Genomic DNA, 25,698 nt, shown 5'->3' on the forward strand with positions numbered 1-25,698 from the left:
GACCCGCGTCGGCGTGTTCTGACGTGCTCCGGCGTCGCCGCCGGGCGCGGTTCTGGCCGGATCTCGGCCCCCCTCCAGCGTCCGAGACCCGGCCACCACGCCGGCGGAGCGGCCGCACCACGCCGACGCGTTGGTAAAGGACGCTAGCCGGGTGAACGTTGCACACACGTTGCGCTCATTCAATCACCCTCTGCAATCCCCCTGAACGGGTTGCGCGAAGGGCGCTCAAGACGGATCCTCTAGTTGACTACTTGGAGTGACCGATGAGTTACGCCCATCTCGACGCGTACTCCCGCCTTCTGCGCGGAGCGCATGAAGCCGCGGTGACCGGTCTGCCCTGGCCGGAACCGCCACGTCACCTGATCAAGGCATCCTGGCGCCGTTCGCTGGACGCCGGGGTCGATCCGGAGGGCCACAGCGCCCCGCTCGTGTGCGATCCCGCCCGCATCAGGGACATGCGCGAGTCCCACCCGCTGCAGGGCCTCCTGCCGCTGCTCGCCCACACCCTGTCCGGGCTGGCCGGCGAGACCGGCCACATCATGATCGTCACCGATGGCGACGGCCGCGTCCTGTGGCGCGACGGCACCCCCACCACCCTGCGCCGCGCCGACCAGGTCGGCCTGTCCGACGGGCACCAGTGGGCCGAGGGCGACGTCGGCACCAACGGCATGGGCACGGCCCTGGCGACAGGCGAGCCCGTTCACGTCTATTCGGAAGAGCACCTGATGCGCGTCCTGCACATCTGGTCGTGCAGCGCCGCCCCCATCACCGACCCCGACTCCGGCCGGGTCATCGGCTGCGTCGACGTCAGCGGCACCGCCCGCAGCCTCCACCCCGCCACGCTCGCCCTCGTCGCCGCCACGGCCAAGCTCGCCGAGACGCAACTCGCCCTGAGCATGCACGAACGCGACGAACGCCTGCGCCGCCGCTACGAGTCGCTCCACGGCCGTCCCGGCATCCTGCTCTCCCCCACCGGCCGCGTCATCTCCGGCGACCCCGCCGGCGGCCTCGGCGAACGCGTCCACCTCGGCGAGCAGAGCGCCCGCAGCCCCGGCCGGCGCATGATCCTCAGAGACGGCACCGTCGCCCAGCTCGAACCCTTCTCCGACGGCTTCCTCCTGCGCGCCACGCCGTCCGCCGCCCCGCAGCCCCTGACCCTCACCTTCCTCGGAGCCGGCGTCCCGTCCGCCGCCTTCTGCGACCGTGACCGCCCCCTGTCGCTGCGGCACGCCGAGATCCTCACCCTCCTCGCCCTCAACCCCCACGGCCTGACGGCCGAACAACTCTCCTTCCACCTGTACGGCGACGCCGGCAACCCCGTCACGATCCGGGCCGAGATCCACCGGCTACGCGCCCAGCTCGGGGAGGCCATCGCGGCGAAGCCGTACCGGCTGACCTGTCCGGTGGAGGCCGACTTCCTGACCCTGCGCCGCCTGCTGACGGCCCGCGACCCCCGCGCCCTGGCCCGTTCCTACGCCGGCCCGCTGCTGCCCCGCTCGGAGTCGCCGGAGATCCGCCGCGAACGCGACGAACTGGAGGCGCAGGTGCGGGCTTGCCTGCTGCGGGAGGGGTCGCCCGAGGATCTGTGGGCGTACGCGCAGACGTGCAACGGGCGCGACGACTACGAGGTCCTGGAACGCCTCGCCGCCCTCCCCTCCACCGACCCCCGCTCCGCCGCCGCCCGCTCCCGCCTCCTGTCCTGACACGAGTCACCGAGGGCCAGGCCGCACCACCATCGGCACGAGTCACCCGGGGTGAGGCGCTCGCCCACGACCACGTATCACCCACAAGGCAGTGCCATGCGGATGCGGCGGCATACCCGCATCACCCATCACCGATACGCGGACCCGCGCACCCCGAACTCACCCTCAGCTGTGATCGATTTCGCCGATCACCTGGGCGCCGAGCTCCCTCTCCAGCAGGGCCATGCCCGAGACGGCGTCCACATCCGCGTCCGCGTCGTTGAGCGGGTCCACCTCGTCGGAATCGGGGCTCTTGTCACGCCCTGGGACCTTGTCGGGCCAGGCGGCGGCACCGCCACGGGCCATCGGGACGCGCGGACCCGCCTGCGCGGCGGCCTTGGCGGCCGATCGGGCGGCGGCCAGGCCGGATCCCGCGGCCACGCTCGGACCCGCTGCTGCGGACTGAGCGGCGGCGACGGTGCGGGTGGGGTCGGGGTTCGGCGGAGCGCCGGGTCCGAAGTCGTCGGGGGCGTCGGGCCAGGACTCGTCGGTGGCCAGAGGTCCTGCCGGGGCGGCAGGAGGCTGGCCGGGGTCCTGCCCGCCCTTGTCCTCGGCGGAGTCTCCGTGGGACGCCGTACGCCCCTGGGGACCCGTCGTGCCCTGAGCCCCCTGAGGTCCGGGCGCCGTCTGACCCCCCACCACCTGCGGACCGCTGGGCCCTGAAGACTGGCCGGGCCCGGCCGCGTTCGGCCCTCCCGGCGCGGAACCGTGACCGCCCTGAGCCGGACCGTGCGACGGGGCGTGGGACGGGCCGTGCGACGGGGAACGGGCGGGCCCGCGCGCGGCCTGCGGAGCCGGCGAGCCGCCGACGACCGCCTCGACGCGCCACGTACCCCCCAGAACATCGCCCAGCGCGGCCGCCACCACGGCGTCCTTGCCGCCACCGGTGAAGTTCTTCATCGCGCCGACCTGGGCGAACCCCAGCGTGACCAGGTTGCCCTCAACCCCCACGACCTGGGCGTTGGTGCTCACGTTCGCCCAGACGACGATGCTGCGCTGCTTGAGCGCGGCCAGCACCGCGGCCCACTGCGCCTGCATGGCACCGGCCCCACCCGGCGTCGGCCCACTGGGACCGCCCGGGGCAGCCTGCTGAGCCCCGCTGCCCGCCGCCGACGCCGCGCCACCTGCGGAGGCCGGCCCCGCAGTGGGAGCGGACGCACCGGGACGCACCGCCTCGGGCCAACCGTCACCACCATGAGCGGGCGCAGGGGACGGCTCGGCCGCGCCCACGGGAGCCGCGGACCCACCGGCGGGCACGGCGGAAGCAGGCGTACTTGAGGAACCCTGCACTCCCGCAGCCGTACCGCCGACAGCAGGTGGAGCAACAACAGACGGTGGAGTAGGAGCAGCAGTGGGAGCAGTGGGAACAGCCGCCCTCGCGGCCATCTGAGCGACCGCGCCACCACGTTCGAGCCGTTCCAGCCGCGCCAGCAACGCACCCTCACCCTGCGCCGCCCCCGGAAGCAGGACCCGCGCGCACATGAGTTCGAGCAGCAGGCGCGGCGAGGTCGCGCCGCGCATCTCGGTGAGGCCGGCGTTGAAGATCTCGGCGGCGCGGGTCAGCTCGGCCGGCCCCATCGAGGCCGCCTGCTGCACCAACCGCTCCAGCTCGTCGGCGGGCCGGTCGAGCAGCCCGCTGGAGGCCGCTTCGGGAACGTTGGCCAGGATCACCAGGTCGCGGAAGCGTTCGAGCAGGTCGGAGGCGAAGCGGCGCGGGTCGTGACCGCCCTCGATCACCCGGTTGACCGTGTGGAAGACCTGGGCGCCGTCGCGCGCCGCGAACGCGCCGACGACCTCGTCGAGCAGGTCGCCGTCGGTGTAGCCGAGCAGGGAGACGGCCTTGGTGTAGGTGATGCCGTCCTCCTCCGCCCCGGCGAGGAGCTGGTCGAGGATCGACAGCGAGTCACGGGCCGAGCCGGCGCCCGCGCGCACGACCAGAGGCAGCGCGTTGGGCTCGAACGGCACGCTCTCGGAGGTGAGGATCTCCTCCAGCAGCGCCCGGAGCGTCGCGGGCGGCATCAGCCGGAACGGGTAGTGATGCGTACGCGACTTGATGGTGCCGATGACCTTTTCCGGCTCCGTCGTCGCGAAGATGAACTTCAGATGCGGCGGGGGCTCCTCGACGAGCTTGAGCAGCGCGTTGAAACCCTCGCGGGTCACCATGTGCGCCTCGTCGATGATGTAGATCTTGTAGCGCGCGGACACGGGCGCGAAGAAGGCCCGCTCACGCAGGTCGCGCGCGTCGTCCACACCACCGTGGGAGGCGGCGTCGATCTCGATGACGTCGAGGTGACCAGGCCCGGTCGGAGCCAGCGCGACACACGACTCGCACTCGCCGCACGGATCGGGGGTCGGGCCCTTCTCGCAGTTGAGGGAACGCGCCAGGATGCGGGCACTGGACGTCTTGCCACACCCACGGGGGCCGCTGAACAGGTAGGCGTGGTTGATGCGGCCGGTACGCAACGCCTGTCGCAGCGGGTCAGTGACGTGTTCCTGACCCTTGACCTCGGCGAAGGTCCCGGGTCGGTACTTGCGGTAAAGCGCAAGGCTCATACGACCATCCCGCCTGCGAGGGGGCTCCCAACGAAGAGACCCCCCGCACACCCGCCAGAGCCCGCTTATCCTTGCTGCCTTCCGGCCCTGGGGAGGTTCACAGGATGACGCCGCGCGAGGGGTCCCTGGACAGTCTAGCCGGATGCCGCAGTGCTCGCTCCACCCTGAGCCAACCCGCCGAAAACGTGGTCCGCACCGCTCGGGAAGTCCGGTAAGCTCGTCGGCGGAGGATTCGCCTAGTGGCCGAGGGCGCACGCTTGGAAAGCGTGTATAGGGCAACCTATCAGGGGTTCAAATCCCCTATCCTCCGCCAGCAGAGCAGGGGTGCACCGTGATGACGGTGCACCCCTTCTTGCTTTCCGGCCCCTGCGGAGGGCTCTCCTCCTCCGGGACGACGGCCTGAGGCGTCCAGGCTCGCTGGCGTGCTCGCCGTCGAGCAGAGAAAGGTCGCTCATGGTCAAGCGCTTACTGGCGGCACTGTGCCTGTTAGTCGCCGTTTCCGGTTGCGATGCGACATGGTGGCCCGAGACAGTGATCAAGGTCGATCCTGGCGCGCTCACGGAAGTGCGAAGCGTGGGCCGCGTCGTAACGCAGACCTTCACGGACCCGGTGTACGAGCGGACTGTACAAGTCGATGAGATTCTGGTGGTCGACTTGCGGGCCGCCGACTTCCCCGAAGCACTCGACCTCGTGCGCAATCGACTGAAGCAGCTCGGGTGGAACGAGGTCAGCTCTATTGAGACGGTGGTCCACATGGAATCGAGTCGCTGGAAGGGGACGACCACGAGGCTTGGCCCTGTGGAGGATCTGGAATCGTTCGGGGCACAACTGGAGCCGGCGGCAGAAAAAGCACGGCAAGCTGATCCGAAGAAGTGGGCAACTTACGTCCTGGTGTCACTATCCAGCGTGAACGAGTAGACGTGTACTGCGACCGCTGAAAGCCCTGTTTCCAACAGGGCACAAGGATGCTCAGGCAAGTCAGACCCCTCAAGAGTCGATCTGGAGACGCCGCGGTTCCGGCGGCGACCCCGTACAGCTCGCGATAGACCTCACGAAGCTCGACGTCCGAGGTCGAGGTCTACGCCGGACGCATGCCGCCCAACCCTCCGGTCGTACGGATCGCCCGTTTAACACCGCTTCCGGTCGTGAATGATGTGCCAGGTGAACATTTCATCCCGCTCTTCTGTCAGCGCCGTCGCGCTCGTATTCGTGGCCCTTTTTCTCAAGGGATCGACCGTCCACGCCGACACGGCCGAGACGATGACCCCTCCTCAGAAGACAACGCTCATGAGTGTCCCCATCGCAGTCGGCAAGCCTCGACTCTTAACGACGGGCGGTATGGGCGGAGTCAGTGATCAAAACGGCTTCGAACTCTCAGTGGACTTCGTCAACGCGGGTAAGGAATCCGTGACCATAGTAGGAATCGGACGCAGCGGGCCTGGACTGAAGCTGCTCAACGCCGAACGGCGAGGGCCGTATGTGCTTCTCCCCGGCGAGAGCATCGCGCTCCAGCTGAAGTATCGCGTGACCAACTGCACGACCGCCACGCGTGGGAAATGGCCGGTACCCCTCCGTGTCCTCCGGCCGAAGGGCGAGGAGACCGTCCATCTGGATCGCTCCATCGCTGGAACGCGGGATACGTGGCTCCAAGGATTCGTCAAGCACGCCTGTAGTTCGAGATAGCCCGGCCCCAGGTACCGTCCCGCCTCACCGTACGGTGAGAACCAGCTTGCCCGTGGTGCGGCCCGTCTCCCCCAGAGCGTGGGCGCGGGCGCCTTCGGCGAGGGGGAAGGTGGCGGAGACGTGGGCGCGGAGGCTGCCCTGGTCGGCGAGGGCGGCGATGGCGCGCATCCCCGCCTGGTCGTGTTCGACGATCAGGGTGACGGCGCGGACCTGTGCCTTCTCGGCTGCGGCCGGGGTGTCCTCGGCGCCCGGCACCAGGGAGACGAGGACGCCGCCGGGGCGGAGCACGCTCACCGAACGGGTGGCGGTCTCCCCGCCGAGGGTGTCGAGGACGACGTCGTAGCGTTCCTCGGTGTCGGTGAAGTCCTCGGAGCGGTGGTCGATGCAGGCGTCCGCGCCGAGTTCGCGCAGGAAGGCGTGTTTGGGGGCGCTCGCCGTCCCCGTGACGTGGGCCCCGCGTTCCTTGGCGATCTGTACGGCGAGGTGACCGACACCGCCGGCCGCGGCGTGGATCAGCACCCGCTGCCCGGACCGCAGGTCCGCGGTCTCGACGAGGGCCTGCCAGGCGGTGAGCGCGGCCAGCGGCAGAGCGGCCGCCTGGATGTGGTCGATCCCGGTGGGCTTGGGGACGAAGGCACGGGTGGGGCCGGTCACGTACTCGGCGTGGGAGCCGGCCCCATGGGGGTAGGGCAGCATGCCGAACACCTCGTCGCCGGGCTGGAAGAGGGTGACGCCAGGGCCGGTCTCCGCCACGGTGCCGGAGACGTCCCAGCCGAGGGTCAGCGGCGGGGGTGGCAGGAAGATGCTCAGGGCGCGGTGCTTGTAGTCCGTGGGGTTGAGCCCGGCCGCGTGTACGGCGACGAGGATCTCCCCCGGGCCGGGCGTGGGCCGGGGAAGCTCGGTCAATCGCAGCACTTCAGGGCCGCCGAGGGTCGTCTGGTGCAGGGCGAGCATCACAGGGGCAGCGGGGTTCGGGGAGCCGAGATCGTCAGGGGTCATGCCTTGATCCTGGCGTCGCGGTCCAGCCCAGGGCGATGGCAAGAAAGTCACCCTCCGATACATTCTTGCCATGCCCATCGACCCTGCCGCCCACCGCGCGTCGGCCCGGGCCCGCGACCTCGCTGAACGTGCGGCCGCACTGGACCAGGCCCCGCGGCCCGGCGCGCACAAGGTCGTCGTCCTCGCCCTCGACGGCGTCTACCCCTTCGAGCTCGGCATCCCGCACCGGGTCCTGGGATCCGCCGACGGCCGCTACGAGGTGCTGTCCGCGAGCGTGGACGGGCAGCCCGTACGTACCGACGCGGACCTGACCGTCACCCCCGGGCACGGTCCCGAGGTGCTGGCCGAGGCGGACACCGTGATCATTCCTCCGTACGGGATCTCGCCGGCCACGGCCGCCGAGCCGGACCCGCTGGCCCTGGCCGCCCTGTCCCTCGTCTGCCCCGGCACCCGCCTGGTGTCCATCTGCACCGGCGCGTTCCTGCTGGCCGCCGCCGGTCTCCTGGACGGACGACGAGCCACCACCCACTGGGAGCTCACCGGCATCTTCCAGGAGCTGTTCCCCCGGGTCGAGCTGGACGCCGGCGTGCTCTTCGTCGACCACGGCGACGTACTGACCTCCGCGGGAGCGGCCAGCGGTGTCGACATCTGCCTGCACCTGGTGCGCCAGGACCACGGCAGCGAGGTGGCCAACCAGGTCGCCCGCCGCTGCGTCGTGCCGCCGTACCGGGACGGCGGGCAGGCGCAGTACATCGAACGACCGCTGCCGCCGGCGAGCGAAACCGGCACAGGACCGACCCGTGACTGGGCTTTGGAGCGGCTGGACCTGCCGCTGTCGCTGGAGGAGCTGGCCGCGCACGCGGCGATGAGCACCCGCACCTTCGCCCGGCGCTTCCGGCAGGAGACCGGTCTGAGCCCTGGCCGCTGGCTCACCCAGCAGCGGCTGCGGCGGGCGCGGCACCTGCTGGAGTCCAGCGACCTGCCGGTGGAACGGGTCGCGCACGAGGTCGGCTTCGCCACCGCCACCTCGCTGCGGCGGCACCTGGCGGCGGAGACGGGGGTGGCCCCATCGGTGTACCGGCGCACGTTCCGCGTCTCGGCTCCTGCCGCGGGCGAGGTCGGGGAAGCCTCAGGGCCGGGGCGCTGAGGGGAACCGGTGGCGGACGGGCAGCGTCTGCAACGTGTGAAACCCATCCACTGGATCGGCGTCGTCGTGGCCGCGGTTCTGCTTCTCGTCGCGGTCGTCCTGGTTCCTGGCACGGCCGGCGCGCCCGTGCCGGCTTCGTGTCCGCAGCGATGGGACAGCGACCGGATCGGTCGCTGGGTGCCGGCTGCCGCCGACCTCGACGGGGTCGCCGACTCGCTCGTGCCCGGCGAGCCGGTCGGCGCGTTGATCTGCGCCTACCCCGGGCACAGCACGAAACCGGGCCGGCCGCTCGCCGGATCACGGACCTTGACCGATCAGGCCGCGTCGATGGCCCACGACCTGGGATACCTTCCGGTCACCACCGATCCCCCGGAAATGGTGTGCACATTGGTGGGCGGGCAGGTGACCAACTACCTCATCCGGTTCGCCTACCCCGACGGCCAGGCGCTGTGGGTGGGCAGTGCCGAGGAGGTCAACTCCTGTGTCATGACCACCAACGGCACAGTCGTCAGCAACGCCTACGTCGGGCCCAGCATCACCGCCGCCTACCGCACCGGGACCTGGAGGCTCCTGCCGCCCAAGGGCCCGTGCGACCCGGCGACCGGACGGCGGGGGCAGGGTGAGCAGATGGTGCCCGATGGGGCGATCAAGGTGCTGATTTGCCGGCAAGTACCGAGGAACTCCACGCCGAGCCCGTCTCCCGGGCGGGAGTACGGGGAACGGCAGGCGCGCGAGCTGGCGACGGAGCTGAACTCGCTGGACGCCGAGCCGAGCCGGAGCGTGTGCGAGGAAGTCGGCGGCCGACGGCGCGAAGTGCTCCATCTGCACTTCGGTTACGCGGAGGGGCCGCCGGCTTGGGTGCGGATCCTTCCTGCTTGCCGGCCTTCGGTGGACAACGGGATGCTCATGAGTGATGCGAACGTCGCGTTTCTCGATCGGATAGGTCGGCTGGCGCCTGCCTGAGATCGATGATCGCCAGCTACGATGACGGGCCGTGGGGACGGATTGGGTGCCTGCGGCCGTGCGCGACGTCACCCGAAGGGATCCCGGTGAGCTGGTACGGCTGACCCGCGCCCACGCTCGCCTGGCCCACGCACTGCGTACGGGCCCTCTTGAAGAGACCGGCCACGACCTCGCGCGGTGGCGGGATCTTGACGAGCGGTTGTGCTCGATGCTGGTGCTCGATTCGGGCCGTTCGCATCGGGTCAACGTCATCGGCGCCAATCCCGTCTTTCCGCCCGAATGGCGGGAGGCGGCCTGGACGACGCTCCTTCCCGATGAGCTGGCGGAGTGGGCGGTCAGGTGGCGGCGCTGGTACGACGAGACCAGCGCCGGCGGGTTCCGCCACTACCGCGAGCGGCTGCGTACGTGGGACACGAGCCGCCTGATCGCCGAGACCCAGGAAGATCTGCTCGCCACGGCGCGGGCCACCCTGGACCGTACGAACGCCTGGACCCGTAAACCCGCCTTCGTCGAAGCCCGCCACCATGTGTTCGTCCTGCCCAACCCGCCCATCGCGCCCACCCCGGGCCCGCCGCCGCAGACCGTCCGGGACGACGTCGCGGTGCCCGGCCAGCGGGAGCAGCATGAGGCGGTGATGCGGCACGGCGTGCTGCTGGAGCAGGCCACTCGCGGGTTCAGCCGCGTGGTGCCGGGTGCGTTCAAACGCCGTCCGCCCGCGTTCACACGCCGTCCGCCCGCGTCACCGGGCGATCCCGTGCGGGATCCGTGGGTGGAGGAGTTCTTCGACTGGCTGGACCCGGTCGTACGGGCCGGTCAGGGGCTCTACCTCTGGACCTGAGTACGTCCCTCTGACCAGGACCGACGCGGTTTGTCGGCGGCGGGTGCGATCATGCCGCTCAGGCGATCAAGGAGCGACCATGACAGAGGCCCCCGATGACCTTCCCTGCTTCCCCGGTTACGAGACGTTAGGTGAGATCTACTGCGTGTCCTTCGTCCGTGACCTGTCCCCGGAGGAGGCGCTCCGCCGGTTCGGCGTGGAGGAGGAGACCATGGAAGAGGTGACGTTCGAGGAACTGGACTATCTCTCGGCGGAGAGCATGAGGGACGACGCGGCCGGTTACATCGGCGCCGCCCGGGTCGGCGACTGGACCGTGGTCATCGAACCGGGGGGATGGATGATGGCCGTCGCCACCGAGATCTACAACCCGGTCTCGCGGGGAACCGAGGTCGTGGCGGTCTGCCGCCACGACTACGCCCAGGACACCTTCGCCTACATCGTCGACGGCGCGCCGGTCGTCTGGTTCGACCCGATGTACCCGGAGGAGCGATCGGGCAGCGATCCGGACCGCCTGGTCACGAAGATGCGCGAGGCCGGGCTGGATCCCGATCACGACATCGACGGACCGGGGATCGAGCATCCGATGGAGCGTTCGTTCGCCCTGGCGAGCGACATCACCGGGCTCCCGCTCGCCACGGACCTGCGAAAGCTGCGCTACCTCGGCGCGGAACCCCACAGGGACCCCAGCCCCAAGCAGAAGAGCTCTTCGCAGAGTCTTGCCGACGTGCTACGCGCGCAGGGTCTGCTGTAACGACGACTGCGCGTCCGGTGAGCCGCCGTACGCCCGTTAGACCGGTTGAGGATCGTCCGGAGCGCTTAGGGTCGGGGCATGGATCATGAGCCGATGCGGCGGGTCGCCGAGTTTCGTGAGGTGTTCGACGGTGTGGCCGATGCGGCGCGGCCCGAGGTGGCGGAGCAGCGGCGGACGTTGCTGGTCGAGGAGGCGCGGGAGGCGGCCGAGGCTCTGACCGAGCTCGCGCAGGCGCTGCGGGCCGGCGGCGATCCGCTCAGCGCGTACCGGGCGGTGGCGAAGGAGCTGGCGGATGTCCTGTATGTCACCTACGGCGCGGCGGACGCGCTGGGGATCGATCTGCCGGCCGTGTTCGTCGAGGTTCATCGGTCCAACATGAGCAAGCTCGACGCCGACGGACGGGTTCTCCGCCGGGCGGACGGCAAGGTGCTCAAGGGGTCCGGGTACCGGCCACCGGCTCTGGACGAGCTCGTCGAGTGGCCGGTCTGAGAGCCCCCTCCGGGCGGCTTCGTCAAACTCCAGAAACCATGTCCAGCCAGGAGAAGTCGCGTGCACAACCACGCCCCCGCCGACTACCACTGCCCGTTCTGTCACCTCACCCCGGACCGGGAGCCCGACGTGGTCTACCGGGACGAGCGCGTCTTCGCGATGATCTGCCCCCGCTGGTGGCCGCGGAACGCGGGGCATCTGCTGATCATCCCCGTCGCCCATCACGAGAACCTGTACGACCTCCCCGCCGCCGACGGGCACGCGATCTTCGACGTCACCCGGCTGCTGGCCAGGACCATGCGCACCGCGTACGATTGCGCGGGCGTCTCCACGCGGCAGCACAACGAGCCCGCGGGCAACCAGGACGTCTGGCACTTCCACCAGCACCTCTTCCCCCGCTACCCCGGCGACGACCTCTACCGCACGTCGCCGGAGCCCGAGTGGCTGCCCGCCGGTCGTCGCCGGGCCTACGCGGAGCGGCTGCGTGCCGCGCTCAACCCGTAGCGCTTTTCCGAATGAGCTCAGCGCTTAGCGATGTGGAATTCGATGGTGTATTGCCGCGCTCCGCAGCAGCCGGGGTGACTCGGGTTGGGAGTCGTGATCCAGAGCTGCCCGAGGTCTCTCCCTCTTCCTCTGACAATTCTGTTGACCCGGTACGCCTTCGACTGGCCGTCGCAGATCTTGCCGTATCTGCGTCGCTGTGCCTCCCAGTTGTTCGCGTTCGCGAAGTAGAGGTCAGGGAAGATGCACGCGCCCCTGGGGAAGCCGTTCTCCCGGATCACGATGGTCCTTAACTGCGCGGACCTGGCATTCCGGTAGTCCCAGGTGGTGGTCACCTTGATCGGGTACTTCCGGCCGCGGTGGTCCTTGATCCTGACCTTCGTGACCACGGACTGGATCGGGCCGACCCGCTTGATGATGCTGATCTTCGCGTCGGGCGCGGCGTGTGCGGGGGGCGTCATGAACAGCCCGGCTCCGAGGGTGGCGGTGAGCGCCACCCCGATCGTGGGAGTCCGGAGTCGCGTGAGGGGTCGCATTGATTCTCCTTCACCGTTCACGGCATTTCCGAAAAAGCGATCTTCCGACCGATCGGAAAACTTCGAGGAGCGCGATGATCAAACTCCTTTACGCAAGGAGTCCTGCGCCGAACGAACCCTACGAAATTTCGGTATGTACGGAGAATATGAAGAGCACACGGGCCGGAACGGCGCGGGTCAGAGCATGTTTCTGATCGGCTGAGGGGTTTCCGGCACGGCCTGGGCGAGGATGTCGCCGGCCTCCCCCGGCGTCAGCAGGCGGGCGTCGCGCAGGAGGCGGACGGAGTCCTCCCACTGCCGCCGGGCTTCGGCGTGGCGGCCGAGGCCGTGCAGCGTGGTGCCGAACCACCACCGCGACACGGCCTCCTTCAGGTGGTATCCCGCCTCGCGCAGCAGTCGTACGGCCGTCGTGTAGCTCTCCGCCGCCTCCGTGAGCCGGCCGGCGTGGCGGTAGGCGTCGCCCAGCGAGCCGTGGGCGATGCCCGCGTCGGCGAGCGGGCCCGTCGGCGGCGCCTGCTCCACGAGCAGGCGGGCTTCGGCGATGGCCTCGTCGAAGCGGCCCTGGCGGTAGTAGACGTGCACCCGGTTGTTGCGCAGGGTGGCCGTGGCCACGGGGCGTTCGGCCTCGTCGTTGAGCTCCAGCCCGGACTCCAGGTGGCCGAGCGCCTCGTCGAGGCGGCCCACGATGGCGTTGATGACGCCGAGGTTGTTGAGCACGCCGACCTTCCTGCGTGGCAGGCCGGCCCGGTCCCAGTCGGTGAGCGCCGTCCTCAGCTGCGCTATCGCGTCGTCGTAGCGACCCTGGTCCCGGTACACCCAGCCGAGGAAGCTGCTGAGCTGGGCCTTGTCCTCCCAGGCTCCGATGCGGTGGGCCACCTCGATGGCCTGCGCGTAGACGCCGTCCAGTTGCGTGTGCCAGCCCTGGAAGCAGAAGGGCCAGTGGAGTCCGATGACGAGGCCGACGGCGGTCGCCGGGTCGGGGCCGGCCAGCGCCTGCTGCGCGGCGGCGAGCAGATTGTCACGTTCGTCCTGGACCCATCGTCCCGCCTCCGCCAGGTCCGCGAAGGGGCTGTCGGGCAGTTCGACGGGGGCTCGCAGGACGGCGTCGGGGTTGAGCATCGTGCTCGCCGTCCAGAGGGTGGCGACATAGTGGTGCAGCGCCCGCCGTACGGCGGCGGCGCGTTCTTCCTCCGGCAGGTCCTGGTGGGCCCGTTCACGGGCGTAGAGGCCGACCAGGTCGTGGAAGCGGTAGCGGTCGGGGCCGGGTTCGAGGAGGCGGGCGTCATGGAGGCGTTCGAGAGCGGCCTCCGCGCGGTGGTACGGCCAGCCGGTCAGGGCGGCGGTGGCGGCTGGGGTGTGGGTGGGCAGGTCGAGCAGGCCGAGCCGGGGCAGCAGGTGGGCGGCGTCCCGGCCGGCGGGCTCTTCGCGCAGATGGTGGTGGCTGACGGCGATGCTGGCGCGGATGGCCAGGTCGGCGTACTCCAGCGTGTCCAGGCGGCGGGTGGCGTCGGCCAGCCGTGCCTCCAGGCCGGACAGGGTCAGGTCGGGGCGGGCGGCCAGGCGGGCGCCGATGATCCGCAGGGCGAGGGGGAAGCCGCCGCACAGGCCGACGACCCGCTCGACCGCCCGCGGTTCCGCGCGGGTCCGGTCGGGCCCGGCCAGGCGGGACAGCAGCGCGGCGGCGTCGGCGGCGTCCAGGGCGCCCAGATGCAGGTGGCGGGCGTTGTCGAGGGCGGCCAGCGGTTCGCGGGAGGTGATCAGGACGCGGCAGCCGGGCCCTCCGGGGATGAGCGGGCGGACCTGGCGTACGTCGCGCGCGTTGTCCAGGATGACCAGCAGGTTGGAGCGCGCGGTCAGTGAGCGGTAGCGGGCGGCGGCCTCGCCGGCGGTGGCGGGGGCGGCGGCGCCGTCCAGGCCGAGGGAGCGCAGCAGATGGCGCAGGGCCTGCTCCGGCGTCACCGGGTCGAGCCCGGGGGTGGACCCGTGCAGGTTGACGTAGATGACGCCGTCGGGGAACCCGGGTGCCACGGCGTGCGCGACGTGGACGGCCAGGGCGGACTTGCCGATACCGCCGGGCCCGTCGATCACGGTGACGGCGGGCCCGCCGTCGGGGCCCAGTGCGGTGCGCAGGTGACTGACCTCAGTGGCGCGGGCGGTGAAGGTGTGGGTGTCGGCGGGCAGTTCGGCCGGCGGGTACGACTCCCCGACCGTGACCTGCTGGGCCGGGGTGGTCAGGTCGAGACTCGGGTCCTTGGCCAGCACGGCCTGGTGCATGCGGCGTAGTTCGGCGCCGGGTTCGAGGCCGAGCTCGGAGATCATCACCTGGCGGGTTGCCTGGTAGACGGCGAGCGCCTCCGAGGGGCGGCCGGCGCGGTGCAGGGCGAGCATGAGCTGCGCGACCGGGCGTTCGCGCAGGGGATGAACCTGTACGTGCACCGCGAGTTCGGCGGCCACAGCGTGGTGATCGCCCGCCGCGAGGCGGAGATCGGCGTGGTCCTCCAGGACGGTGAGGTGCTCTTCCTCCAGGCGGGTGGCCTCGATCCTGGCCCAGGGGTCGGTCAGTTCGGCCAGCGGATCGCCCCGCCACAGCCCCAGAGCCTGGCGGAACAGCGCGTCCGCGCCGGCCCCCTGTGCCTGGGCGGTGCGGGCGCGTCTGGCCAGGCGCAGGAACAGGTGGGCGTCGACGTCGTCCGGTTCGAGCGCGAGCCGGTAGCCCCCTGGCACGGTCTGGAGGATCTCTCCGGTGGTGTGCGGGCCGAGGGTCTGGCGTAGTTTGGAGATCACGATGTGGAGCTGTTTGGCGGCGGTCACCGTGGAGCTTTCTCCCCAGATGTCGGTGAGGATGCGCTCGGCGTGTACGGCCTGCCCGGCGTTCAGCGCGAGCCTGGTCAGCACGCCGATGCGTCGGCGCCCGGCCAGCCGGACCGGTTCGTCACCGGCGAATACCTGCCACGGGCCGAGAAATCTGATCGCCAGCGTCACTAGGAGCGCTGCCCTCCTTCAACGGAGTCGACAATGAGCGGACCGGTCCCGCAATACCGGATTCAACGCCATAAATGCGGAAACTTCTGGCGCTTGAGTGCACACGTGCATGTATAGAAGTGCGGGCTTACAGCTCCCTTACAAACGACTCGCGAGGCGCCTGATCACCGGGGGACGCCCAAGCTCGGAGGCCGGGATCGACCGGCCTCGCGCCTGACGTCACGGGCGTTTTGTCGGGTGTTCACCTGACATCGTCATTTCGCGCCATGCGTAGGCTCGACCCCGGGGCGTGCACGAAACCTATTGTGTCGTGATCTCTGCGTCCAATACCCTTCACCCCCGCACGTTCGTAACGCGATGGAGGTCTTGTGACAAACGCCAGCCTGCTCAAGAAGCTCGCCCTGGTGGCCGCCGCCGGGCTCATCGGGCTCGGCATCGGCGCCGCGGCCGCCTCCTCGGCATGGGCTGTCGACCCGGACACCTTGCTCGACCGGCCCACGCCTTCCGGAGAGATCTCCGACTCGACCCAGCGGTGATCAGTCCTTGATGTTCGCCTCCGCCCGGTACTTGTCCGTCATGCGGGCGACCGCGGTCAGCTGCGCCTGCGCGTAGTCCTCGCGGACCTCACTCGCGCGGGCGGCGGCTTCCAGGGTCGGCCGCGACTGGCCCTGGAACTCGGGCATCACGTGCTGGGCGATGAGCTCGTACGAACGGTTCGTCGCCGCCGGATCGGCCCACTCGTGGGCCATCAGCAGCATCGCCCCGAACCCGCCGGACTGGTCGAGTAGCCGCTGCACCTGGGCCTTGGCGTCCTCGACGGTGCCGACCACGCCGATGCCCGACCCACGCACGAAGTCGATCATCTCCTTCAGGTCCCCGCCCTGGACGCCCATCTGCGGGAACGCGGCCACCTTCTGGAAGTAGCGGAACCAGGGCTCGATGCCGTACTCCACGTCCCGCGCGGCCTGCTCGCGGGTCTCGGCCACGTGCATGATCCCGACCAGCCGCCAGGCGGCGCGGTCGACCTCGGTCCCGTACGTGGCCGCGCGCTCCTCCATGACGTTCCAGTGGTGCGCCAGCGCGTCGAACCCGTCGGCGGTGAGCGTCGCGCCGATCGACAGCAGGCCCAGGCCGTGCCGTCCGGCCAGGCGCGGCCCCGTCGGCGAGGCCACCGCGGCGACGGCCACCTCGAACCTGGGCTCGGTGTACGGCCGCAGCTGCAACCGCGCGTCCACCAGCGTGTGCGTACGCGTCTGGGCCGTGACGCTCTCCCCGCGCAGCAGCCGCAGCACGATGTCGAGGTTGTCGTCGAGCAGCTCCCGCGTGTCGGTGGGGTCGAGGCCGATCATGGCCGAGTCGGTGGGCAGCGAGCCGGGCCCCACGCCCAGCATCACGCGCCCCCTGGTCAGGTGGTCGAGCAGCACCATGCGGTCGGCCACCCAGAGCGGGTTGTGGTAGGACAGCGAGGTCACGCCGGTCCCGAGCCTGATGTGCCGGGTACGCTGCGCCGCGGCCGCGATGAAGATCTCCGGTGACGCGATGATCTCGCTGCCGGCGGAGTGGTGCTCCCCGATCCACGCCTCGTCGTACCCGAGCCGGTCGAGATGCTCCATGAGGGCCAGATCGCGGTCGATGGCCAGGGTGGGGTTCTGTCCCGCGGTGTGGAACGGGGCCAGGAAGACACCGAAACGAAGCCTGCTCACCGCTCCTCCTCTCGACGTGGGTAGGACTTCAGTCCACTCCGCGATTCCCGAGTCGGCAATCCCCGTCACGTATGCCGGTTCGGCCTGGTTCGCGGCCACGGCCATGTGGGGCGGCCTATGCTCGGCCCGTCGATCACTCTTCCCCGAGTCGAGAGGCTCGCCGATGTCCGAGCCTTACGCCGTCGAGGCGATGCCCCGCTCCGTGTCCGTGGCCAGGATCTGCATGGGGGTCCAGGCGGTCATGGGGATGGTGGGGCTGTTCCTGCTGTTCGTCCTGCTGGGCAGCGTGCCGCTGAGCACGATGGTGAGCGCGGCGGGCGGAGCCGTGCTGGTCGCGCTCGCCGTGCCGCTGCTGACGATCCTGCTGATCGGGTTCCTGGCGCTGCGGATCCCGACGCGCCGCTCGTGGGTGCGCGCGTGCGGGCTGGTCGTCGAGCTCCTGGTCACGTTGCTGGGTCTGTGGCAGCTCCTGGGCAGCGTCAGTCTCGGGAACGTGCTGGGCGTGCTGCTGGCCGGGGTCGCGTTCGGGCAGCTGTGCCGGTCGTCGTCCGCGTCGTGGTTCGACCGCTGAGCCCGCACGTTCAGACTCAGGCCCAGAATCAGGCGCTGACCAGGGCCTTGGAGCGGTCGGTCGCCATGCTGACGGCGAAGGCGCCGAGGATCGTGCCGGTGACGTAACGCTGCACCCGCACCCAGACGGGGCGCTTGGCCAGGAACGCGGCCAGGGCGCCCGCAGAGAGCACGATCAGGCCGTTGACGATCGTGCCGACGGCGACCTGCACCGAGCCGAGCGCGAGGCTCTGCAGCAGGACGTGCCCCATCGACGGGTCGATGAACTGCGGCAGCAGCGACAGGTACAGGATGGCGATCTTGGGATTGAGCAGGCAGGTCAGCAGCCCCATGGAGAACAGCCGGCCGGGGCGCTCCACCGGCAGCTCGCGCGCCTCGAAGGCGGACAGGCCACCCGGCCGGATGGTGTTCCAGGCCATCCAGAGCAGGTACGCGGCGCCGGCCACCTTGAGTGCGGTGTAGGCGGCGGGCACGTACACGAAGACAGCGGTGAGCCCGAGGCACGTGGCGGTGAGGTAGGTGGCGAAGCCGAGGAAGACGCCCGTGAGCGAGATCAGCCCCGACCTGCGGCCCTGCGTGATCGAGCGGGACACCAGATAGATCATGTTCGGCCCGGGGGTGAGCACCATGCCGAGGGACACCAGGGCGATCCCGATCAAACCAACCGTCATAAGCCGCACATTAGCCGATATTTCGGTAGAAATCTTACAATATTGACTGCGGTGCGTATTCGTCGCGTCACAGGGGAGAACTGCGTCAGGGGGAGACATGCAGTTCGACGACGACAAGTCCCTCGACCCGTCGCAGGTCGAGGACGCACGAGCTTCGGGCCCGCAGCGCGGGGGCGGAGGCGGGGGCGGGTTCGGCCGGATGCCCGGCGGCTGCATGCTGCCCATCGGCGGCCGGGGCGGCGGCTGCCTGCTGCTGATCGTGGCGGTGGCGGCGTTGTTCCTGTTCGGGCTGGTCCCGACGCCCTTCACCGGCGACGAGGGCGGGCCGCAGGGCGGCGGTCAGCAGCCGAGCGCGCCGCCCCGGGCCACCGGCAACCTGGCCGAACGCTGCCGGACCGGCGCGGACGCCGACCAGTCCGAGGACTGCCGCGTCGTCGGCACGGTCAACAGCATCCAGTCCTACTGGCGGCAGGCGTTCGGGGACGAGGGGCGCAGGTCGTACACGCCGGCCAAGACCGTGCTGTTCACCCAGGCGGTCGACACCGCCTGCGGCGCGGCCGACTCCGCCGTGGGGCCGTTCTACTGTCCCGCCGACCGCCGGGTCTACCTCGACCTGACCTTCTTCGACACGCTCCAGCGCGACTTCGGGGCCGAGGGCGGGCCGTTCGCGCAGGCGTACGTGATCGCCCACGAGTACGGCCACCACGTCCAGAACCTGCTCGGCACCATGAACCGGGTCGGCCGCGACCACCGCCCCGGCGCCGGCAGCCCCTCCGTGCGCCTCGAACTCCAGGCCGACTGCTACGCCGGCGTGTGGGCGCAGAACGCGGTCAAGACCGGCTTCTACGAGGAGCCGTTCAGCAAGAACGACATCGACCAGGCGCTCAGCGCCGCCGCGGCCGTCGGCGACGACAGCATCCAGCGCCGCACGCAGGGCCGCGTCACCCCCGACGGCTTCACCCACGGCACCTCGGCGCAGCGGGCGAAGTGGTTCAGCACCGGCTACGACACAGGCGACCCCGAGCGCTGCGACACCTTCTCCGGCGCGATCTAGCCCGATATCCCCGCCCGCCACGGGGAAGTGGTCCTTCTGGCAGTGCCCAGAGAGGATCTCAGCATGGACTTCAGAGACCAGGCCGACCTCGACGCCTCGCAGGTGGAGGACGCCGGTGCAGGCGGGGGCGGCGGTGGCGGCCTGTCCGGCTTTCCCGGCGGGATGATCGTCGGCGGGGGCGGGATCGTCAGCCTGATCGTGCTGGTGCTGGTCGTCGTCCTGAACAACGTCGGAAGCGGCGCGGAGCCCGCGCAGCGGCGGCCGCCGTCGAACCTCTCCGAGCAGTGCCAGACGGGCAAGGACGCCGACCAGTCCGAACGGTGCCGCGTGGTCGGCGTGGTCAACAGCATCCAGGACTACTGGAAGACGGAGGTCTCCGGCTACCGCCCGGCCAAGACCGTGCTGTACTCGGGCCGGGTGCGCACCGGATGCGGCTCCGCGAGCTCGGCGGCCGGTCCCTTCTACTGCCCCGGCGACCAGCGCGTCTACCTCGACCTGAGCTTCTTCGACACGCTCCAGCGCGACTTCGGGGCCGAGGGCGGGCCGTTCGCGCAGGCGTACGTGATCGCCCACGAGTACGGCCACCACGTCCAGAAGCTGCTCGGCGCCCTCGACGGGGGCAGCTCGGTCGCCGTCGAGCTCCAGGCCGACTGCTACGCCGGCGTGTGGGCGCGCAACGCGTACGAGACCGGCTTCTACGACCAGCCCTTCACCGCCACGGAGATCTCCGAGGCATTGGACGCCGCGGCCGCGGTCGGCGACGACAGAATCCAGCGGCGCGGCACCGGCAGAATCGATCCTGAATCGTTCACCCACGGCAGCTCCGCGCAACGCGTCAACGCCTTCCGGCGCGGATACGAAAAGGGCGCGCCCACCGACTGTGCCGGTGCCGACGCGGCCGGATAGCGCGAGGAATCGGAATCTCTCCTAAAATCAGGGGGGTGATCTTCAAGCTAGTCGGCGACGGACGCCCTTATCCCGACCATGGTCTGAGCCACCGAGAGTGGGCCCAGATTCCTCCACGGCAGGTCCGGCTCGACTCGTTGATCACCACGAAGGCCATGCTGGACCTGCACTCGCTGCTCGCCGCCGACTCCACCTTCTACGGGGATCTCTTCCCCCACGTGGTGCAGTGGCAGGGCGAGCTCTATCTGGAGGACGGCCTGCACCGCGCGTTGCGGGCGGCGCTGCACCAACGCTCGATCCTGCACGCCAGGGTCCTTGAGCTACCCAACTGAGAAAGGAAAAGAAACGGAGCCGCCGATTCGCCGCGGCTCCCTTTCTTTTCCGGGGTGCCGGGCGGCGCCGGGGGGATTTTCCGCACGATTATGATTATCAGCCGCTTTTCGGCGAGATCATTAAGCCGCGCCGTCCGGCCTCCGAACCCGGGGCGGACAGCCGAAAGGGCCCCCGACCCGGAGGTCGGAGGCCCTTCGCTGTGGCGGTGGTGGTGGGATTTGAACCCACGGATGAGTTGCCCCATCACACGCTTTCGAGGCGTGCGCCCTCGGCCACTAGGCGACACCACCGCGAACGAGCTTACCGGATCCTGCGAGTGGCGAAGAACCGCTTTAGCACCTCGCCGCATTCCCCGGCGAGCACGCCCATGACGACCTCGGGCCGATGGTTGAGCCGGCGGTCGCGGACGACGTCCCACAGTGAGCCCACGGCCCCGCCCTTCTCGTCCACGGCGCCGTACACGATCCGGTCGACCCTGGCCAGGACCGCGGCCCCCGCGCACATCGTGCACGGCTCCAGCGTGACCACGAGCGTGCAGCCGGTCAGCCGCCACTCGCCGCGCAGCCGGGCGGCGCGGCGCAGTGCGAGCACCTCGGCGTGGGCGGTGGGGTCGGCGGAGGACTCGCGGTCGTTGCCCACCGCGGCCAGCACCTCGCCGTCCGGGCCGAGCACCACCGCTCCAACGGGGATCTCTCCCCTGTCGCCGGCCATGACGGCCTGCTCCAGGGCCGAGCGCATGGCGTCCTCGTACGTCACCGCAACCGGTCGAGCTCGTCGGCGAACGACAGCCGCTCGGCGATGACCGACAGGATGTCGGCGGGCAGGTTGCCCTCCTCCATGCTGAGCTCGATCAGCTCCTCGCTGCTCAGGCCCAGATCGCTGAGCAGCTCGAAGTCGCCCGCCGGGCGGACGCCGAGGCCGTTGCTCTCCTTGTCGGGAGCCACCCCGGCGAACTCGGCGAACAGCTCGCCGAGGCCGTTGGAGACGATCGCGTGCGCGTCGGACAGGAACACGCGTGGCTCGTCCTCGCCCCGGTATCGGGCGATGGCGAACCATTCGTCCTCGACCTCGACACAGAGCAACGCCAGCTCGTCGCCGGTCAGCCCCAGCGACTCCATGACCGCGTCGCCGAGGTCATCGACGATCTCGGCGTCCCCGAGATCGACCTCGGCCCCGCTCCAGCCGTCGGACGTTCTGACAAAAGCCGCAGAGAAGGTGTTGGACGCCATGTCCCTCGCTCCAGGGGGTCAGCCGAAGACCGATTCGATGGCACGCTCGAACGGCTCGGAGAAGCCGAGTCGTGCGGCGATGCTGGACAGCACGTCTTCGGGCAGCAGATCGATGTCGCCGGAGAGGATGCCCAGCTCCATCTCGTCCAACCCGAGATCGCTGAAGATCGACAGGTCTCCGGCCGGGAGCGCGGTCTCCTCGTCCTGGAGGATCTCGTCGAGCTCCTCCTCGTCGGGAACGGGCACGTCGAGATAGTCGAGCACCTGGCGCGCCAGCGGGAAGTCCCACGAGGCGGCGATGTCGGAGAGGAACACCTCCACCCGCTCGCCCAGGACGCGCAGCGCCACGAAGAACTCGTCGCCCACGGCGACCAGCCCGATCGTGCCGCTCTCGCTCGGCTGCTGCTTCATGGCATGGATCAGCCCGTGCAGGTCCGACGTGAGAGTGGCCGGCAGCAGCTCGGCATCCCAGCGGTCGTCCTCGCGATAAACCACGATGGCGAAGTCGAGAGCGTCTTCGTCTGTCATCGCCATCCCCACCCGACCTCTGACACGACAGATATCATCTGGACCCAATCGTTTCAGACCCAGCCACTGGGCGTGTGCCTCTCGGGCCAAATTGTGATCAAAACCAAAGATCTGAGGTGCCGGGCGACCGTGTGCCCGATTCCGTGAGGCCCGCGCGGCCCGCCGGGATCCGCTCCGTGAGGCGCGCGCGGCCTGCCGGAGTCCGCTCCGTGACGCCCGTGCGGCTTGCCAGAGCCCACCCCAGGTGAGAGGGGTCGGCAGCAGCGTTCACCAGGAGATAGCGTGTGGTCCCATGGAGACCCTCGTCGTCGATCATCCGCTCGTCGCCCACAAGCTCACCACCCTGCGCGACGTCCGCACCGACTCGCCGACCTTCCGCAGGCTCGCCGACGAGCTGGTCACGCTGCTCGCGTACGAGGCCACCCGCGACGTGCGCGTCACCGAGGTCACCGTCGAGACTCCCGTCTCCCCGGCGGCGGGCGTGCGGCTGGCGAAGCCGTACCCGCTGGTCGTGCCCATCCTGCGGGCCGGGCTCGGCATGCTCGACGGCATGACCAGGCTGCTGCCCACGGCCGAGGTCGGCTTCCTCGGGATGATCCGCAACGAGTCCACGCTGAAGGCCGAGACGTACGCCACCCGCCTGCCCGACGACCTGTCGGGGCGGCAGTGCTACGTGGTCGACCCGATGCTGGCCACGGGCGGCACGCTGGCGGCGGCCGTGCAGTTCCTGTTCGACCGGGGCGCCGTCGACGTCACCGCCATCTGCCTGCTGGCCGCGCCCGAGGGCCTGGCCTACATGGACAAGGTGTTCGCCAACTCGGGCAAGCCGATCCGGGTGGTCACGGCGGCGCTCGACGAGCGGCTCAACGAGCACGGCTACATCGTGCCGGGGCTCGGCGACGCCGGTGACCGGCTCTACGGCGTCGTCTGAACCGTCGTCTGAACCGTCGCCTGAAGGCGCATTTTCGTCACGCCGAGTCACCTCTTCGTTACATACTGTGGTTGAGTGGGTACGAAGAGAGAGAAGGAAGGCAACTTCCGTCATGCGCGTGGGGGAGCACGATGAGCGATCACACCGAGGCGGACCCGACTCCGTACGCGGACGTGGAGGCGGCGCTGTGCGACGAGTTCGCCGGCGTCCACTCCACGACCACCGTAACGCGCTGCGTGGAGGCAGCGCACTACGGCGCGCTGGAGGTCACCGGTTACGCCCATCCGAGCCTTGTCGAGCGCATCGCGCGCAAGCATCTTCACGTCCTGGCTCTGGTGGCCAGCGAACGCGGCTAAGCAAGATCAGAACTTACCCGCCAACTTACCTTTACCCCGGCATCCAGGTGGGTAATGTATACGGCGGGTGGAGTGGGTAAGTGGCACGGAGGCGACGGTGCAGGTCAAAAAGGTCCTCACATACGGTGGTATCGCATTTGTTGCGTACTACCTGTTCGCGCGACCAGCTGACGCCGCGGACGCGGTGAGAGGAGCGTTCGACACGGTGTTCAACGCAGCCGACTCTCTGGCTCAATTTGTGAACAGCCTCTCATGAGACTTGTGACCCACGGGGACTCAGCTCCATCGTCGGTCAACCGCTACCTCCTCCCCCACGAACAACAGGTCATCATGGTGCGACGGCACCCTGCCATTCTGCTGCGTCCCGTCGCCGAAGTGCTCGGCGGTCTCATCATCGCCGGACTGCTCAGCAGGTTCTTCGGCGGCGGCGAGGCGGGCGGCACGGCGCTCGTGGTCGTCTGGTGGCTGTGGCTCCTGCTTCTCATCCGTTTCGTCTGGAAAGTCGCGGAGTGGTCGGTCGATTACTTTGTGGTGACGTCGAAGCGGATGTTGCTCACCACGGGTCTCATCACGCGCAAGGTCGCGATGATGCCCTTGGGCAAGGTCACCGACATGAGCTTCCAAAGATCTCTGCTCGGGCGCATGCTCGGCTACGGTGAGTTCATCCTCGAGTCGGCCGGCCAGGATCAGGCTCTGTCAACGGTCGAGTACATTCCGTATCCGGAAACCCTGTACCTCGAGGTCTGTCAGATGCTTTTCCCCAGCAAGGACGACAGCGACGATTAATCACAGCGTGGCAAATTCTTCACGCGGGGATACCAGATTCGGCTACTTCATGCAATCATTGCGTGTTGTTGACCCTTCCCCGCCTTGAGAGATGAGATGCCGAGTCAGGGAACCATCGGTGACCGCGTCCGCGGATTGCGGCTGAACAGGCGGATGTCCCAGGCCCAGCTGGCCGGACCCGACCTGTCTGACAGTTATGTCTCGCTCATTGAGTCGGGTAAGCGCACGCCGACTCCTGTTGTGGCCAGACTCCTGGCCGAGCGGCTCGGATGCACGACGGAGTTCCTCCTTCACGGGATCGAACCTCGCCAGCGCATCGACACGGAGCTCGGATTGCGTCACGCCGAGCTGGAGCTGCAGCACGGCGACCCGTCCGTGGCCGCCGACCGCTTCACGGAGATCGTGAAAGCGGCCGACGAGGAGAACGCCATGCTGACCGCGCAGGCGCGGTTCGGCAGGGCGCGCGCACTGGAGGCGCAGGGCCGGCTCGGCCAGGCCGTGGAGGCCTTCGAGCGGCTGCGCAGGGAGGCCGCGGCTCATCCAGAGCGACTGGCCGACCTTCCGCTGACGATCGCGCTGAGCCGCTGCTACCAGCGGGCGGGCGACCGGCTGCGGGCGCGCGACCTGGCGAGCGCCGCATTGGCGCACGCCGAACGGCTTTCCATCACACAGGGCGAGCTCGCCACCGACCTGGCCGGTGCGCTGGTCGAGGCGCGCGGCGAGCGTGAGAGCGACTCCCCCGAGCTGACCTACGTCAAGCACGTCCTGGACATGGGCGGCTCTCCTGAAGTTGTGGACCGTTCCGGGGAGATCAAAGCGCTGTGGCACGCCAGTGCCGCCGCGGCCGCGGGCGAGGACTCCGCCCTGGCCGTGCGCCTGGCCGACGACGCGATCACGGCGGGCCGCCAGACGCGGCTCGCGCTGCAGCTGGCCCGTACGGCCATGCACTGGGCCCGGATGGCCTCGGCCCCGATCGACGAGGCCGAGCGGCTCGTCGCGGGCGCGGTCAAGGCGTTCGGCGTGTTCCCCTCGACCGCACGCGAGCACGGCGAGAGCCTCATCGTGCACGCGCGGGTCAAGCTGCGCGCCAGTGACTCCGCAAGCGCGGCCGAGCTGGCCGTGGTGGCTCTGGGCGTCTCCCAGGACCACCCTGGCACGACGCCCGCCGAGGCCCACCTCGTGCTGGCGACCGTGGTGCTGGAGCAGGAGGGCGACGCCTCGACCCATCTGCGCAACGCGCACGAGCTGCTCGGCGGGCTCGACCGTCCGGTGTTCGGCTCCGACCGTCAGGCCGCTCGTTGCTGGCGTGAGCTGGGCGACCTCTACGGCAGGGCCGGTGACCGAGCACAGCAGACCGCCGCATATCGTAAGGCCCTCGAAGCTGCCGGAGTTCGCTCCGCCATGGCGGGGGTGACGGTTGACGCGACAGTCTCCGGTTGATCCTCCG

General features: G+C 69.7%; 27 protein-coding genes, 2 tRNA genes and 1 other RNA gene. 19 read left to right on the forward strand and 11 right to left on the reverse strand.

Annotation, left to right across the window (positions count from 1 at the left end):
- The first annotated feature begins 263 nt into the window (after window positions 1-263).
- On the forward strand, window positions 264-1,703 hold the full coding sequence (locus AB0C28_RS01955; protein WP_357839879.1) for a GAF domain-containing protein: 1,440 nt from the start codon (window positions 264-266) through the stop codon (window positions 1,701-1,703).
- A 165-nt stretch (window positions 1,704-1,868) separates the two neighbouring features.
- On the opposite strand, the gene AB0C28_RS01960 is transcribed toward AB0C28_RS01955, so the two are convergent.
- Both AB0C28_RS01960 and ffs read right to left on the reverse strand, forming a co-directional pair.
- Complete coding sequence (locus tag AB0C28_RS01960; protein WP_358072744.1) at window positions 1,869-4,295, reverse strand: DNA polymerase III subunit gamma and tau; 2,427 nt, start codon at window positions 4,293-4,295, stop codon at window positions 1,869-1,871.
- A gap of 31 nt (window positions 4,296-4,326) precedes the next feature.
- An RNA gene (gene ffs / locus AB0C28_RS01965) (signal recognition particle sRNA small type) lies at window positions 4,327-4,422 on the reverse strand.
- A gap of 98 nt (window positions 4,423-4,520) precedes the next feature.
- Between ffs and AB0C28_RS01970 the strand changes: the two genes are divergently transcribed.
- From AB0C28_RS01970 to AB0C28_RS01980, 3 genes are all read left to right on the forward strand, one after another.
- Window positions 4,521-4,608: transfer RNA gene (locus tag AB0C28_RS01970), tRNA-Ser, on the forward strand.
- A gap of 140 nt (window positions 4,609-4,748) precedes the next feature.
- The gene (locus tag AB0C28_RS01975) at window positions 4,749-5,213 is read left to right on the forward strand and encodes a hypothetical protein (protein ID WP_358072746.1); all 465 of its coding nucleotides are present in this window, start codon (window positions 4,749-4,751) and stop codon (window positions 5,211-5,213) included.
- Window positions 5,214-5,456: 243 nt separating this feature from the next.
- Complete coding sequence (locus tag AB0C28_RS01980; protein ID WP_358072748.1) at window positions 5,457-5,978, forward strand: hypothetical protein; 522 nt, start codon at window positions 5,457-5,459, stop codon at window positions 5,976-5,978.
- Window positions 5,979-6,002: 24 nt separating this feature from the next.
- Here the strand turns inward: AB0C28_RS01980 and AB0C28_RS01985 are convergent, their stop codons facing one another.
- Window positions 6,003-6,932, reverse strand: a complete 930-nt coding sequence (locus AB0C28_RS01985; protein WP_358073174.1) for an NADP-dependent oxidoreductase — start codon at window positions 6,930-6,932, stop codon at window positions 6,003-6,005.
- Between the two features lie 115 nt (window positions 6,933-7,047).
- On the opposite strand from AB0C28_RS01985, the gene AB0C28_RS01990 reads away from it, so the two are divergent.
- From AB0C28_RS01990 to AB0C28_RS02015, 6 genes are all read left to right on the forward strand, one after another.
- Window positions 7,048-8,124, forward strand: a complete 1,077-nt coding sequence (locus tag AB0C28_RS01990) for a helix-turn-helix domain-containing protein (RefSeq protein ID WP_358072750.1) — start codon at window positions 7,048-7,050, stop codon at window positions 8,122-8,124.
- Between the two features lie 9 nt (window positions 8,125-8,133).
- Entirely contained in the window at window positions 8,134-9,087 is a 954-nt protein-coding gene (locus AB0C28_RS01995; RefSeq protein ID WP_358072752.1) for a hypothetical protein, read from the forward strand.
- Window positions 9,088-9,118: 31 nt separating this feature from the next.
- The gene (locus tag AB0C28_RS02000; protein ID WP_358072754.1) at window positions 9,119-9,925 is read left to right on the forward strand and encodes a hypothetical protein; all 807 of its coding nucleotides are present in this window, start codon (window positions 9,119-9,121) and stop codon (window positions 9,923-9,925) included.
- Between the two features lie 79 nt (window positions 9,926-10,004).
- Window positions 10,005-10,676 carry a DUF6461 domain-containing protein gene (locus tag AB0C28_RS02005; protein WP_358072756.1) on the forward strand — a complete coding sequence of 224 codons (672 nt, stop codon included), beginning with the start codon at window positions 10,005-10,007 and terminating at the stop codon, window positions 10,674-10,676.
- 78 nt (window positions 10,677-10,754) lie between these two features.
- The gene (locus AB0C28_RS02010; RefSeq protein ID WP_358072757.1) at window positions 10,755-11,165 is read left to right on the forward strand and encodes a hypothetical protein; all 411 of its coding nucleotides are present in this window, start codon (window positions 10,755-10,757) and stop codon (window positions 11,163-11,165) included.
- Window positions 11,166-11,225: 60 nt separating this feature from the next.
- A complete protein-coding gene (locus tag AB0C28_RS02015) occupies window positions 11,226-11,669 on the forward strand; it encodes an HIT family protein (protein ID WP_357839849.1) in 444 nt (147 codons plus the stop codon).
- Between the two features lie 17 nt (window positions 11,670-11,686).
- On the opposite strand, the gene AB0C28_RS02020 is transcribed toward AB0C28_RS02015, so the two are convergent.
- Window positions 11,687-12,202, reverse strand: a complete 516-nt coding sequence (locus AB0C28_RS02020) for a hypothetical protein (RefSeq protein ID WP_358072759.1) — start codon at window positions 12,200-12,202, stop codon at window positions 11,687-11,689.
- A gap of 177 nt (window positions 12,203-12,379) precedes the next feature.
- A complete protein-coding gene (locus tag AB0C28_RS02025) occupies window positions 12,380-15,184 on the reverse strand; it encodes a BTAD domain-containing putative transcriptional regulator (RefSeq protein WP_358072761.1) in 2,805 nt (934 codons plus the stop codon).
- 368 nt (window positions 15,185-15,552) lie between these two features.
- On the opposite strand from AB0C28_RS02025, the gene AB0C28_RS02030 reads away from it, so the two are divergent.
- Window positions 15,553-15,720 (forward strand): hypothetical protein, encoded by a 168-nt coding sequence (locus AB0C28_RS02030; RefSeq protein WP_357839840.1) that lies wholly within the window; start codon window positions 15,553-15,555, stop codon window positions 15,718-15,720.
- Here AB0C28_RS02030 and AB0C28_RS02035 read toward each other — a convergent pair whose 3' ends face one another.
- The gene (locus tag AB0C28_RS02035) at window positions 15,721-16,887 is read right to left on the reverse strand and encodes an LLM class flavin-dependent oxidoreductase (RefSeq protein ID WP_358072763.1); all 1,167 of its coding nucleotides are present in this window, start codon (window positions 16,885-16,887) and stop codon (window positions 15,721-15,723) included. It lies immediately after the preceding gene.
- 163 nt (window positions 16,888-17,050) lie between these two features.
- On the opposite strand from AB0C28_RS02035, the gene AB0C28_RS02040 reads away from it, so the two are divergent.
- On the forward strand, window positions 17,051-17,458 hold the full coding sequence (locus AB0C28_RS02040; protein WP_358072765.1) for a hypothetical protein: 408 nt from the start codon (window positions 17,051-17,053) through the stop codon (window positions 17,456-17,458).
- Window positions 17,459-17,486: 28 nt separating this feature from the next.
- On the opposite strand, the gene AB0C28_RS02045 is transcribed toward AB0C28_RS02040, so the two are convergent.
- Window positions 17,487-18,128 (reverse strand): LysE family translocator, encoded by a 642-nt coding sequence (locus AB0C28_RS02045; protein WP_358072767.1) that lies wholly within the window; start codon window positions 18,126-18,128, stop codon window positions 17,487-17,489.
- Between the two features lie 97 nt (window positions 18,129-18,225).
- On the opposite strand from AB0C28_RS02045, the gene AB0C28_RS02050 reads away from it, so the two are divergent.
- From AB0C28_RS02050 to AB0C28_RS02060, 3 genes are all read left to right on the forward strand, one after another.
- On the forward strand, window positions 18,226-19,182 hold the full coding sequence (locus AB0C28_RS02050) for a neutral zinc metallopeptidase (protein WP_357839827.1): 957 nt from the start codon (window positions 18,226-18,228) through the stop codon (window positions 19,180-19,182).
- A 63-nt stretch (window positions 19,183-19,245) separates the two neighbouring features.
- Complete coding sequence (locus AB0C28_RS02055; protein WP_358072769.1) at window positions 19,246-20,088, forward strand: neutral zinc metallopeptidase; 843 nt, start codon at window positions 19,246-19,248, stop codon at window positions 20,086-20,088.
- Window positions 20,089-20,123: 35 nt separating this feature from the next.
- Entirely contained in the window at window positions 20,124-20,420 is a 297-nt protein-coding gene (locus tag AB0C28_RS02060; protein ID WP_106242934.1) for a type II toxin-antitoxin system VapB family antitoxin, read from the forward strand.
- A gap of 201 nt (window positions 20,421-20,621) precedes the next feature.
- Here AB0C28_RS02060 and AB0C28_RS02065 read toward each other — a convergent pair.
- From AB0C28_RS02065 to AB0C28_RS02080, 4 genes are all read right to left on the reverse strand, one after another.
- Window positions 20,622-20,711 (reverse strand) — tRNA-Ser (locus AB0C28_RS02065).
- Between the two features lie 10 nt (window positions 20,712-20,721).
- On the reverse strand, window positions 20,722-21,159 hold the full coding sequence (gene tadA, locus AB0C28_RS02070; RefSeq protein WP_358073175.1) for a tRNA adenosine(34) deaminase TadA: 438 nt from the start codon (window positions 21,157-21,159) through the stop codon (window positions 20,722-20,724).
- A gap of 14 nt (window positions 21,160-21,173) precedes the next feature.
- Window positions 21,174-21,650 carry a tRNA adenosine deaminase-associated protein gene (locus tag AB0C28_RS02075; RefSeq protein ID WP_346101676.1) on the reverse strand — a complete coding sequence of 159 codons (477 nt, stop codon included), beginning with the start codon at window positions 21,648-21,650 and terminating at the stop codon, window positions 21,174-21,176.
- A gap of 18 nt (window positions 21,651-21,668) precedes the next feature.
- Complete coding sequence (locus AB0C28_RS02080) at window positions 21,669-22,178, reverse strand: tRNA adenosine deaminase-associated protein (protein ID WP_357839820.1); 510 nt, start codon at window positions 22,176-22,178, stop codon at window positions 21,669-21,671.
- Between the two features lie 292 nt (window positions 22,179-22,470).
- Between AB0C28_RS02080 and upp the strand changes: the two genes are divergently transcribed.
- From upp to AB0C28_RS02100, 4 genes are all read left to right on the forward strand, one after another.
- The gene (gene upp / locus AB0C28_RS02085) at window positions 22,471-23,109 is read left to right on the forward strand and encodes a uracil phosphoribosyltransferase (protein WP_346101679.1); all 639 of its coding nucleotides are present in this window, start codon (window positions 22,471-22,473) and stop codon (window positions 23,107-23,109) included.
- 131 nt (window positions 23,110-23,240) lie between these two features.
- Window positions 23,241-23,465: a hypothetical protein gene (locus AB0C28_RS02090; protein ID WP_357839815.1), complete on the forward strand. Its 225-nt coding sequence runs from the start codon at window positions 23,241-23,243 to the stop codon at window positions 23,463-23,465.
- 252 nt (window positions 23,466-23,717) lie between these two features.
- Entirely contained in the window at window positions 23,718-24,251 is a 534-nt protein-coding gene (locus AB0C28_RS02095) for a PH domain-containing protein (protein WP_346101683.1), read from the forward strand.
- 96 nt (window positions 24,252-24,347) lie between these two features.
- Window positions 24,348-25,691: a helix-turn-helix transcriptional regulator gene (locus AB0C28_RS02100; RefSeq protein WP_358072771.1), complete on the forward strand. Its 1,344-nt coding sequence runs from the start codon at window positions 24,348-24,350 to the stop codon at window positions 25,689-25,691.
- Window positions 25,692-25,698 lie beyond the last annotated feature (7 nt).

This window comes from Nonomuraea sp. NPDC048892 (assembly GCF_040649735.1).
Taxonomy (GTDB): domain Bacteria; phylum Actinomycetota; class Actinomycetes; order Streptosporangiales; family Streptosporangiaceae; genus Nonomuraea; species Nonomuraea maheshkhaliensis.